Origin of the sequence: Sulfurimonas aquatica (assembly GCF_017357825.1) — a bacterium.
Lineage (GTDB): Bacteria > Campylobacterota > Campylobacteria > Campylobacterales > Sulfurimonadaceae > Sulfurimonas > Sulfurimonas aquatica.
This window is the reverse complement of sequence record NZ_CP046072.1, coordinates 902,943-915,551: the sequence shown is the minus strand read 5'-3', so window position 1 is coordinate 915,551 and position 12,609 is coordinate 902,943. Positions and strand designations below refer to the sequence as shown.

Sequence of the window (12,609 nt, the reverse complement as noted above, 5' to 3'; positions counted from 1 at the left end):
TATTTTAGGAATTTTCATATTTCTCCTCTGGGGAGCTTTATATTTGATGTTTTACTAGAGTGGATTTTTATACTCTTAGTGTGCTAATGCACACTAAGAAAGCTCTTTTTAAAACGCTTTTGAAGCACTGAAATAAGCCATAACTGAGTTCCCTGCATCAGGACTAAAGCCGTTTGTGGTTGCTGTACCGGCTTCATATATTACAGGTATTTTAACCCCTATCGCTAAAGGAATAGAGCTTAAAATTTTTGCGCTACTAAATTCTAAATAAAAATCAGCAGTAGTTAACTCATCATTTCTTCCATTTCCACCAAAAGTAGATTCGTCATTATGAAAATATGTCAACTTAGTTGTAGTGGTCAAGTAGTCCGTTAAAAGACATGAATGAGACTCACCTATCATGACATTATATGCATCTCCATATCTCGCCTGAATATCATTTTCACTATTTAAAGTATATAAAAGCGATCCATGTAAAAGTATTGAACCCATACTCTTGACTATAGCATGAGAAAGAGTAAATGCACTTGCACCTGAACCAAGGCCATCGAGGGCATCTCCACCTGATGTCGACTTATAACGTAAGCTAGTAGTGTTTAATCCTATTGTATCGATTACATTACTAAAGTTGTAACTAAGTGCAACTGAGACATCTCCAATACCACTCTTCTCATTAACACTATTTTGAACAAAAGGAACTGCAACATCTACTGCAATACTATCAGTGATAGAGTATGCCAAAGGAATATTTACAATATTAATCTTGTTAGAAAACACAACTTGAGCACCAACACTACCAGTATTAGCTATTTTGACATTTTCCGCTGCTTCTACAGTCGTAGGAGTACTAAGAACTTCATTTACAACCGCTTGATTCGTAATTACTGTTTGCACTTCACCATCATGTGGACTTACATATTGCTCTGCAGCCATTAAAAATGGAGCTAAAGCGATTAAACTTAAAGATATTCTTTTCATTGTCATTCCTTAAAGTAATATAACAAATTATAACTCTTGTTAAATTAATTAGATATTAAACCTAAATTAAAAATTTAAACTATATTTAATACCAAATCTATTGTAAATCTCTATATCACGTTCATGTGATATAAATAAGTTAATCCTATAATTATCCAAAATAGCAATATTTGTTTTTATTAAAAATCGCTCTGTTTTCATGTATTTATATTCATCTACTGCATTATAAAAACAGCTACTTTCATAAGCAAGCTGAAGGTTAAAATCTTCTATATTATTGTACTCGAGATATGCACCAGCCTGAGCCATAGCAGATGGTTTATCATAATAATAGAGCCCAACTTTAGCACTTAAATGATATGTTAAATTTTTTGCCAACTCTCTTCTATAGCCTAAAGAGTAATTAAAATAACTATAGATATTCTCATCATAAAACACTCGTTTAAGGCCTATCTGTACTGTCTTTGTAGGAGTAAAAAAGTAGTCTGTGGATATTGGCAATGACTCTAGGTTAAAGAAAGTAAGATAATTTAGTTCTAACTCTTTGTTTTTAACTCTCAATGATAAATCTAAAAACTCTACACTTCCATGTTTTTCAACACTATCAAGTAGATCAAACCTATGCCTATAGAGATATCTATAATCTAAATTTACATAGCTATCTTGAATATCTCCTGCTACTCCTCCCAGCCTAAGTTGGTGATACTTATTTGAAATAGGTATCTCACTAAGTACTTCATCATTTAAAGCTAGTTCGTAGCCATAGACTTCTTGAAGTTTTATAAGTTTCATCAGAGGATAGACTAAACTCTTATCAAAGTCATCACTCAAAGAGTCTATCTCTATATAGGAGATTCCCGCAGATACTATTTTCTTTTTTTGAACATCTGATATCTCCTTAGTATCTCTTAAGTAATGCACTCCTATCTCTTTTGTAACTATCTTTTTTAAAAGCTCTGTCTCTTTTTTACTTAGAGTTGATGTTAAAGAATTAAAAAGTCTGATTTTTGAGGGTGTAATGGAGATTTTATTTATGTAGTTATTTTTCTCAAGTATATACACAACTTCTATGGGCAAAGTTACTAGAGCCAACTCTTTTGAGAGAGAGAGTTCCTCCCTACCTAAATCTAAGAGTTTGATAAGCTCTGAACTACAATTTCTACTTAAAAAATAGTAATCCTGTCTAGTTTCAAGTACTTCATAGAGATGTAGCATAATATTTTCTATCTCATCTTTTGAAAAGTTTAAATCAAATGTGATTAAATCGCGAAACTCTTCATTTGTATACTCATACTCTTTTAACATAAATGAAGAGAATTTATAGCTACTTTTGTACCCACCAAATATGCCGTTATATGCATATGAGAGGCCATTAACATTATCAGGTACCTTAGCAGTATAGTCAATGACAAAAGAGTTCTCTCTCCCGCTTAGCTTTAAAAATGTATGTCCAAATACAGATGCGGAAGAGTTATATCTCTCAGATGTAAAAACCATACTTATTTTCTCAAACTTATGAGCCAAAAACATATCTAGTTTTTCACATTTACTATGCTTAATATTTAATTTGAGTTTTGAGTTTAACCACTTGTAACGTGCTGGATACTTACATATCAATGCGGGGTCTGCTCTAAATGCTTCAAGGGTAGAGGTGAGTTCACCATAGGGAGTTATCTCTTTATCTGTTGATAGAAAAAAATCTCTACTATTAATACTACTGACTTCATTAAAATGGAGTAGTTTACTCCAGTAAGACTCCTGTGCAAGCTTCTGTAACTCTAATGATTCAAAGGAGTAAAGAGGAGTGAGGAGGATAAGAGATAGTAGTATAAAAAGTTTATAAAAACTATCTCTCATATATTAAGTTTAGCTACTTAGCCGCATTTTCTAAGAGTATATTTAATATACCTCTTTTTTGAATCTCTCTTTCAAACTTTGCTGTTTTAACAACAGCCGCTGCATATCCATCTTTTGAGATATTGATAATGTTTACTCTATTTTGAGCGATTATGTTATTTGTACTATTTCTTGTTGTTAACGTGACGGTAACGTCGGCAAAACTAGCGCCTATGAGTCTTGGATCGGACATTTTAACGTTTTTTTCTTGCGCTACTCTACTCACGTTTACTTTAAGAAGATTCTTTTGCTCATTTGCGCTGCGAGGCGTATCAACGAGAGTCATTCCATATGTAGAGATATGATTTTTAAGAACTTCAGCTAACTCTTTTGAATTTTCATGACTCACATAGACCATAGCGCGGCTAGGAGAGTTTCTTAAATCTTCTTTTATCTTAGAGAGTTCACTTGAGTAAACAGATTCGTTAAATCCTGAATTAATCGCTTTTAAAATCGGAAACTTTGACATTAGCGTTGATATTTTCGACTCTATTTTATCTCTATTTTTGATTAACTCAAATATATTGCCCTCTTTTGAAGTTTTATACAAAGATTTAATATTTGCATAATCAACTTTCATAGCACTCTCTTGAGCATCAAAAAGAACTGCTCTATCTACATTAAGATAGCTGTAGTATTTCCCAGCTATATATGCATTTTCAATAACATTAACACCTGTGAACTTTATCTTCTCAACAGATGCTTTAGTCTGAGTCTTGACATTTTCACTATACTCATCGTTATGTACTTCTGTCTTCATGTCCAATTCAGAAGAGATGTTTACTGCGATAGTTCCACCTATTTGTGCTAAAGCATTGGCTTTTGCAGCATCTTTAGAAGATCCCTCTCCCACACCATAGTAAAAACTCTGATTTGACTGAGGCGGATTTAGATACCATTGTGGAAGTGCCGATGGTGTTGGTCCAGTAGCTCCACCACACCCTATAAACAGGGTAGTAAGTGAAGTTAAAAAAATCATCTTTAAAAATATTTTCATTATTCAGCAGCTCCTTTAGTAGTCTCTTCAGCAATTTCTTCAGCAACTTCTGCCGCCTCTAAAACAGCGTTTACAACATCTTGGTATTTTCCAATTTTGTTTAGTTGGGCTGAAGCATAATAACTACCTATACCTATATTTGGTATGGCAAATAGTGTCCCAATTCCCATTCTAGTAGCTCTTTGTATGATAAACTCTTTTTGATTTCCTATAAGTGTTGTCAAACCTTGAGCTATTGCCATAGCTTTAACTTCATCATCTATAACGCCATAGCCTCTTCCCATACCTGTGAATGCGGCTGCAAACATACTAAGTGCGCCAATGGCATTATTATCAACCGCATCTAAAAGATGCTCAAGTTTTTGTGCTAAAGGAACCTTTGATTCATCAAAATTAGACTCTATCGCTTCAGCTCCACTTGCTAAAAGTTCAAAGTAGATACTCTGCTTTTCATCAAATGCCAATGATTTTTCATCTTCAAAAGCTTTACTCACTTCTAACTCTTCCTCTTTTTCAGCTCGCTCATCACTGTCGCTATTTGCATCGTCATCTAGCCATGCTTTTATATTTTCAATATTTGATTTTGCTACATCTAGTTCCTCTTTTGAAACATCATACTCAGCTTTAGCAGAACTTACACTCTCTTGTAAATCCTCAGGGAGTAATGAAATCACAGCAGCCTCTACATTATTATACAGGTTTGAGCTAGTAGCTTCTACATTGATAATTGCAACTTTTTCATCTTCATTAAATGATGTATATGATTTTGTATCAGTGATATCTGGGAACTGATTCATACTTGGTAATTTATAATCAGGATTATTGTTTCTAGCATTTTTATAAAGAATAGATGCTTCCCAATAGAGTCTAGCCTCTAAAGGGCTCATTCTAATGTTAAGATATTTGCCTTGAATAAGGTTAGTAATATTTACAGTTGAGTAATATACATCATTTTTTACGTCTTCTAAATTATTGACAGCATTATAATCCATCGGGGAGATGATCTCATCAACCCAAGTTGTATCTGCAGACACCGGCATAGTTTCTAGGATATCTGTATTTATTCGTATTAGATTTATACCTACATTTATTCTTACTATCTGCTTTTCAAAACTAGGATCTTCTATAGCAGCACTAGATGATTCAGATGAACCCTCAATAATTCCACCACTTGATGTAGCTTGTAGTGACAATGGTGAGATAGCAAGTACTGTTATAAGTGCTAATTTATATGATTTATTTTTAAACTCTTTGAACATCTATTACCTTGTTTATAATATTTGGAACATGCTGTTATTATCTTTTTCAGCATTTTTAGCTTTTTGATCAGCAACTTTTTGGATTATCTTATAGTACTTATCAAACTTTGCTTTGCCTTTGATTATAATCTCATTATCCCCTTGACTAAGCTCCATCGCCTTTTCGTAATACTCGTTTGCCTTTGTAAGCAGTGCTAAGTCGTCTGTTTGGGAAGCTAAAGCCTCACAATAAACGCCAAAATTGAAATAGTACTCAGCAGTTTTTTCTCCTTGATACGTTTTCATCCCCTTTATAGCACCCTCAAAGTTTTGCCTCTTTGCATACGCTATCGTATACTCTAAAGAAGATGGAAGTGGCATTAGCTCGACAAGTTTACGCGTTTGCATTGGAGAGATATCTTTTATAAGTTTTTTAGCGAGATAATCCGCTGCCTCTGAGAATAGTTCACCTTTTGATGGGAGTCCTTGTTTTCCAGCTTTTGAGTAGCGTTTAATGTTATGTTTATAGTTTTGTGTATAAAAAACGGTTCCATCTTTACGAATGTTAAATTCAACACCGATAAGTCCATCAATACTGTTTGTACTCTCTTTATAGTTAAAGACTAAAACTCTCATATCAAGTGACATATTACTGTTGTCTTCAACTTCACTCACAGAGATAAAGTTTGTTTGGGTGATAAACTTTTTAAGACTCGAGAGAAGTTTACTTTCAAATGACTTATCAGAGATAATTCCATCTGCACTTAAAATAGTATGCACCAGTTCTATTTCTAAGTATCCAGACGATGAGTCACTATTGTCAAGCATTTGAGTAACTTCTTTGGGTTTCTTGGGACCAACATAGGTATTTAACAAAATCTGACTTTTAGCGCATCCACTCATTATAAAAATTGATGAAAGTAAAAGTAAAAAAAGTAAATAGGTCTTTTTCACACTATAAAACATTAATAACTCTCCAGTATTTTAGATTACACCATAATAGGGGAAAGTTATTTAACCTACTCTTAAAGGCTTGTAATTTTTTATCCCATTTACCATGGCGTAGAGAGTCGGTAAATAGATAAGATTTAATAATGTTCCCCATACCAAACCAAAGCCTATAGAGATTGCAATTGGTTGAAGAATTACAGCTTGTCCACTAGCATAAAAAATAAGAGTAAACAGTCCCAAAAATGTTGTGATAGAAGTGATTAAAATTGGACGAAGTCTATGCTTTGCTCTAGTAAAAAACTCTTCACTTTTATGTGTTCCATGAAGAAAATCGAGCATTATTATTCCATCATTTATTACAACGCCAGCCAATCCTAATATCCCGATTATAGAAGGCATAGTAAGTGGCATACCTAGAAGTTTATGCCCAAGAAGTGCTCCAAGAATGGAAAGTGGTATCACGCTCATAACCATTAAAACGTATTTAATTTTTGAAAAGATTAAAAGTAGCGTTATAAATATCAAAAATATTGCCAAAATCACACTCTTTTTCATGTCGCCTGCTAGTTGTTTATTTTTCTCTTTTTCGCCAAGTAGGTTTACTTCTATGCCTAAAGCTGATATCTCTGTAAACGTAGGTTCTAAAATTTCTAAAATTTCATCAGGAGTTATTTTTCTTTTATCTACGTTTGCATAGACTGTTTTTACAATATTTCCATTGAGTTTATCTATCTTTTCATAGTCTCGTATCTCTTTTATATTTGCAACATCACTCAGTCTGACATATCTACCATCACCAACTGCAATGTTAAAATCAAGAAATGTCTGCGTTTCATCCTTAGCTAAGTCTTGCGTTTTTATCTCCATGATGCCATTGACATTAAAAGTTGTGGATTGTCTGCGTTCTAAGAAATAATCACTCAGTACTTTAGAGATGGAAGCTTCACTAAGCCCTAAACTCTCACCATAATTATTTATCTCTATTTTGTATTCTAATTTTCCATACTTAATATTGTCACTAAAGTTAGATATTCCCTCAATTTGTGATATCTCATTTTCTAGTTTTTTTATACTTCTCTCTAAAAGTTCATCATCTGCTCCAGAGAGGTTTACTTGTATATCGCTTCTTATAAGCCCTGGTTTATCTTCCATAACGCCAAGCTCGAGCATCTTGTACTTCTCTCTAAAGGGCTCTACTATTTCTCTAGCTCGAGGAGAGAGCTCAAACGTCTTTTTTTCACGTATTTTTTCAGGGTTATCAAAGTCGAAACTAAAATTGAGTAGAGGGTTAATATATGCATTTATAAAATTCTCTTCTTGCTTATCATAAAGCTCCATAGTTATGTAAAAAACATTGTTGTTAAACTCTGTCTCACCTGAAAGACTTCGTCTATAACCAGTAGTCGAAGACGTCGACTTTAAAGAGAACTCTTCAGCATGCTTCATTAGCTCTGCTTCTATCTCTTTTGCTATTAAAAAAGTCTCTTCTATAGGAGTGTTTATATCAAGTTTTGCACTCACATAAAGATTGTTTCCATCAAAATTTGGAAAAAACTGGAACTTCATAGACTTTGCAGTAAAAACTGTCACTATAGGGATAATAACTAAAAATGTAAGTAAGAATGTTTTTTTATAGTGTATATGAAAAGCTAAAACCCTCATATAAAAATTTTGAAAACCTTTCCAATCAACAAGGTTGTTACTCTTTTTTAAAAGTTCTCTTGCATGAAGTGGCAAGAAGAAAAAACTCTCGATAAGTGAGCCTAAAAGTATCATAACGACCACTATAGGCACCAAAATCAAAAAGAGTGCAATCTCACCTTGCATTAGAAACATCGGTAAAAATGCAGCTGCGGTGGTAATAGTTGCAAGTGATACGGGTAGCATCATCTCCTTAACACCAACTATAGATGCCTCTTTAATCTCCATACCCTCGTCAATATGGCGTTGGATATTTTCACCAACAACAATAGCATCATCAACGACTATTCCTATGACGATCAGTGCTCCTAAAAGCGAGACTATGTTTATAGAGTAGCCCATGTGATAGATAAAGAGCAAGCCTATAATAAATGAGAATGGAATACCCAGCGAAACGATAAATGCTATACGAAGATTTATTAATATAAAGAGTGCTAAGAAAACAAGAATAAGCCCAAACATTAAGTTTGATATAACAGTATCTAAACGATTTTTAATTGGCTTTGAGCTATCTTCGTAAAAGTTAAAATTCACATCCTCATAATTTTTAGATATTTTTTCAACATAATTTTTAAGCTCTTTAGAGAGCTCTAGAGAGTTTCCTTTTTCACTTTTAGAGATGACTAGCGTTAATGTCGCGTTATTATTAAAAGAGGAGAGCGTTGTTGTTTGTGGATATATTATCTCAACTTTTGCAATGTCTCCAAGACGTATGTACTTAGACTCAATGTTTAGTATACTCTCTTGCCATGCTAAAACATCTGCCTTGCCATTAACCGTGGAGATAAATGCGAAGTTGCCCTTTTGTTCTATATTTCCTATTGGGAAAATATATGAGAGGTTTGAGATAGCGCTTATCACACTTGCAGGATTTATCCCATAGGCTATTATGGCTTGGGAGTTTATCTTTATGGAAACTTCTTGGTCAGAGTCCCCTCTAATTGTCACATCGCTTATCTCTTTTATCTTGGAAATTTTAGATTTTATCTCTTTGGCAACTTCAGTGAGTTCTCCACGTGAAAGATTTTTAGATGAAACTGAGAGTTTTACAAGGGGCCTGTTTCTGTCTATAATGGTGGCCGTTGGCTCGTTCATATCTGAGGGGAGATACTGTTTTGTTAGGGCAATTGCATCTTTGACATTATTTAAAATATTTATTTTATTTGCATTTTCATTGAGAGTAAGTGTCATAGTAAATGCACCTGGAGCTATAGTAGTCTCCGTTTTATCTATACCACTTATATTACTGACTCCATCTTCGATCTCTCGAACAGCCATTTTTTCCATGTTTGATGCACTAGCACCTGCATAAGTACCTCTAACACTTATTTTGTCAAGTTCAACATTGGGAAATATCTCTTTGGGAATATCTATGTAAGCTTGTATGCCTAAGTATGCTAAAAAAACTAGAACAGCATAGTTAAGTCTTGTGTTTTCTATAAAGTATTGTATATATTTAATCATAAAGTATTATACATCATACTTTTTAATGCTCACTCTTCTTTGACATATACATAGCTTTATCAGCAACATTTAAAAGTGTCTGAGAGTCCTTAGCATCTCTAGGAAATGAGGCAACACCTAAACTAAAAGAAAACTCAATAATATCTTCTTCACTGTATATAAAAGGTTTTTTAGATGGAAGTTCTTCTATTCTTTCTATCATTTTACAAAGAGATTTTTTTTCACTTAAAGAATCAAAAAATATAACAAATTCATCACCACCTATACGCGCAACCATATCTTTTTTACGTACGAAATCTGTAAGTACTTTTGCAATATGCTTGAGTAACATATCTCCTGCATGGTGTCCATAGTTGTCATTAACTGGCTTAAATTTATCTAAATCAATACAACAGATCGAAAAATTACCTAAAACTCCATTTCGTTTAGTAATTGATCTATCCATTTTTTTTAAAAGTTGAGAACGGTTTGCAAGTCCTGTGAGACTATCGTGACTTGCGGCGAACACTAACTCTTTTTCTATGCGCTTAAGATAAGTTACATCTTGACAGATAATGATATTTTCATAAGTTATCCCCTCTTTTGCTAAGGGAATAATATTAGCATGAAAAGAGATAATCTCCTCTTTTTGGTTAATTGCATTAAAAATAATACTTGTGTTTCCATGTAAGGTGAGATCTCTTGCTTTAAAAAAGTAGGAGAAATGCTTTCCTAAAATTTGATCACTTGAGAGGTCAAAAAAATAAGAAAATGCATCATTGCTAAGTGTTATGATCCCATCCATATCAACATTAAAACTAAGTAATTTTTTATTAATAAGATTATAGTGTTCTTCTTGATTTTTTTTATCATCACTCTCTAAGATAAGTGTTCGTCTATTTATCTCTTTTATCATATTTATATAACCAAGAGACTCTTTAGGTTTTTGTATAAGATAAGCGATAAAAACTCTTTCATTCTCTTCATTGATATATGTTTCAACATCAAGGTCATAATAGTTCTCATCTTTTTTTATCATCGGAAAATGGATAACACTCTCAAGCCCACTATAGAGTTCTTCCATGCGGTTTTCTAAACCAACAAACTCCCACATAACCTCTCGTATATCTGTTGCTTGCTTTAAATTATCTGGTTCATCTACTATAAGCTCAAGTGAAGAGTTAAAATCTTTTATAAGGAATTTTTTGTCAAAAACCACATAAGATATTTTATTTTTCTCACAAATGAGCTTAGTAATCATCTCCATTATCTTTTCTTTATTTGTGTGGCTATACTATCATTTAATGCAGTAAATATTTCTAAAACAGAGTCCCCATTTTTAGCAGAAGTAAAGTAGATATCAACAATAGTTTCACTAAGTTTTTTTAACTCTTGTCTATTTTCCTCAGACACATCATGTTTCATATCACACTTGTTAAGGGCCACACAGATTGGTGAACCAGGCATAATGGAGTGACAGAGTTCTATATGCCTTTTTATAGATTCTATAGTATTTTCACGAGTAATATCTGCGACTATTATAAAGCCTTTAGAACCCAGTAAATACTGTTTAAATATTGGTTTAAACTCTGTATGTCCTTCAATATCCCATAGCATTAGAGTTGCATTATCTAAATTTTTTTTTGATATTGAAACGCCAATTGTGCTGAGATACTCATCACTAAAGCTATTATCTACAATACGGCGGACCAAGCTTGTTTTACCAACACCAAAGTCTCCAACCATAACTACTTTATATGCTATCATTTATTCCCTTTTTATACGAGATTATGACACATCTCGCCTTCTCTGGATCCACACTTGGATCAACTCCCTCTGGCGGGGTCTCTTTATTTATAAGAAGAAACTCATTTTTAAGTTTTCCCTCTTCTTGAAGATAGTTCAGTATATTTCTAGTTCTTTGTTCAGAGAGCTCACGGTTACGTTTTACTGAACCAATCAAGTCACTATAAGATGTAATTGTTATCAAACCATCACCCTTTAACTTTTCTAAAAGTATTATTATCTCTATTAAAGATGTATGAGCTTCTTTTGTAAGGCTTGATGAGCCTTTATCAAAGTAAATACTCTTATCTAATTTTGGTGGAACAACTTTAATTTCATCTTTTATGCTCATCTGTGCATCTATCTTTTGTATGGCATTTAAAACTTTATCTTTATAGTTACTACTCCAAACATTACCAATGAGTGTGACATTGTCATAGTCGTAATAATAATCAATGTTTATCCCCTCTTGAGTATTAAGTCCAGATAATAGATAGTTTATATTAGCACTAATTTGCATTGGGTCTTTAAGTCCAGAAGTGACAATTATATTATTTTTTACTTCTTGTATTCCATCTATGCCAGTTAAAAGTTTTTGAGCTAGTTGCTTATGGTAAGAGAATGGAACTTCTCCACTCAGGGTAAATTGCTCATCTTTTAGGTTTGCATTTATTCGAAAAGATGTAAGTTGTGGCGTTTTATAGAGTAGTTCATTTGCTTGGCTTTGCAATGCATCATTTTGATAGTTATTGTACATAGCATAAGCTATCCAAATCAATAAAAGAATCGGCAATATAAATATAAGTGGATGAATTTTTTTAGCTTCTTTTGGCTCTTCTTCTACCTGCTTAGTATCTAAGACTTTAGCTAACTCCCTAGTAACTTCAAGGTTAGAAAAACTCTCTAGGTCTCCATTAAATGCTTTTATCTCTTCACCATACTCCAATACGACTTTCTCAAGTGTACCCCTAATCATGTCATAGGTAGTTTTACTTGCCGCCCCTTTTACAATAACTGCGAGGTAACTATAGCCACTTGCTTCAAGAATTATTTTGTTACCGCCATAATCTATCTCACCGAGCTCTTGATGAGTATCACTCTGCTCTACCCAATCATTAACGAAGCTTCTAATAGCCGTCATCATAGAGGCTAACATTTCAGGTTCACTTACTGCATGGTTAGGGTTTTCGGCATGTGCAAGTACTATACCTGTCTCTTTGTCTATTAAAAGTATGGCTTGAATATTAGAAGTTGAACTTTGTGAAAATAGTAACTCAGTTTCACTCACACCTTGAATCTTAGCCTGTACTTTTCGCTTAAGAGCTTCAAAGGAGAGACCTTCTTGAACCTGCTTATTTATGTTCTCTAACAACTCTTCTAAAGTCTTAGTCACATAACGACTTATCATATTACCTAAAACAGGATAGAGGGCATCAACTACATCATCTTTTTGAGATCTTATCTGCTCACGAATAGCACTACCAATAAGAGGTGCCATTTGAGATGCTATTTTATCTTGAGATGTCTCATAATTTTTATCAATAAGAGAGTTAACTATTGGCTTAAGAGCTTCCTCTAAAGCCTTATCTTGAGATATAGTCTCTTCATTTTCTTTCATTG

9 protein-coding genes are annotated in these 12,609 nt (G+C 33.4%); all 9 read right to left on the bottom strand.

The features are described 5' to 3' along the window. Positions 1–108: 108 nt before the first annotated feature. The gene (locus tag GJV85_RS04445) at positions 109–978 is read right to left on the bottom strand and encodes a hypothetical protein (protein WP_207562665.1); all 870 of its coding nucleotides are present in this window, start codon (positions 976–978) and stop codon (positions 109–111) included. Positions 979–1,044: 66 nt separating this feature from the next. Then, positions 1,045–2,835 carry a lipoprotein N-acyltransferase Lnb domain-containing protein gene (locus GJV85_RS04440; RefSeq protein WP_207562664.1) on the bottom strand — a complete coding sequence of 597 codons (1,791 nt, stop codon included), beginning with the start codon at positions 2,833–2,835 and terminating at the stop codon, positions 1,045–1,047. A gap of 13 nt (positions 2,836–2,848) precedes the next feature. After that, positions 2,849–3,871 carry an LPP20 family lipoprotein gene (locus GJV85_RS04435; protein WP_207562663.1) on the bottom strand — a complete coding sequence of 341 codons (1,023 nt, stop codon included), beginning with the start codon at positions 3,869–3,871 and terminating at the stop codon, positions 2,849–2,851. Further along, positions 3,871–5,130, bottom strand: a complete 1,260-nt coding sequence (locus GJV85_RS04430) for a hypothetical protein (protein ID WP_207562662.1) — start codon at positions 5,128–5,130, stop codon at positions 3,871–3,873. Before GJV85_RS04430 ends, GJV85_RS04435 begins: the two co-directional genes overlap by 1 nt. Before the next feature lie 12 nt (positions 5,131–5,142). Beyond that, entirely contained in the window at positions 5,143–6,075 is a 933-nt protein-coding gene (locus GJV85_RS04425) for a hypothetical protein (protein ID WP_207562661.1), read from the bottom strand. A 48-nt stretch (positions 6,076–6,123) separates the two neighbouring features. Then, on the bottom strand, positions 6,124–9,225 hold the full coding sequence (locus GJV85_RS04420) for an efflux RND transporter permease subunit (RefSeq protein ID WP_207562660.1): 3,102 nt from the start codon (positions 9,223–9,225) through the stop codon (positions 6,124–6,126). 22 nt (positions 9,226–9,247) lie between these two features. Beyond that, on the bottom strand, positions 9,248–10,471 hold the full coding sequence (locus GJV85_RS04415; protein ID WP_207562659.1) for a sensor domain-containing diguanylate cyclase: 1,224 nt from the start codon (positions 10,469–10,471) through the stop codon (positions 9,248–9,250). Next, on the bottom strand, positions 10,471–10,971 hold the full coding sequence (locus GJV85_RS04410) for a Rab family GTPase (RefSeq protein ID WP_207562658.1): 501 nt from the start codon (positions 10,969–10,971) through the stop codon (positions 10,471–10,473). Before GJV85_RS04410 ends, GJV85_RS04415 begins: the two co-directional genes overlap by 1 nt. After that, positions 10,958–12,607, bottom strand: coding sequence for an OmpA family protein (locus GJV85_RS04405; RefSeq protein ID WP_207562657.1), 1,650 nt, complete (start codon positions 12,605–12,607; stop codon positions 10,958–10,960). The genes GJV85_RS04410 and GJV85_RS04405 overlap by 14 nt, the downstream gene beginning before the upstream one ends. Between the last annotated feature and the right edge of the window lie 2 nt (positions 12,608–12,609).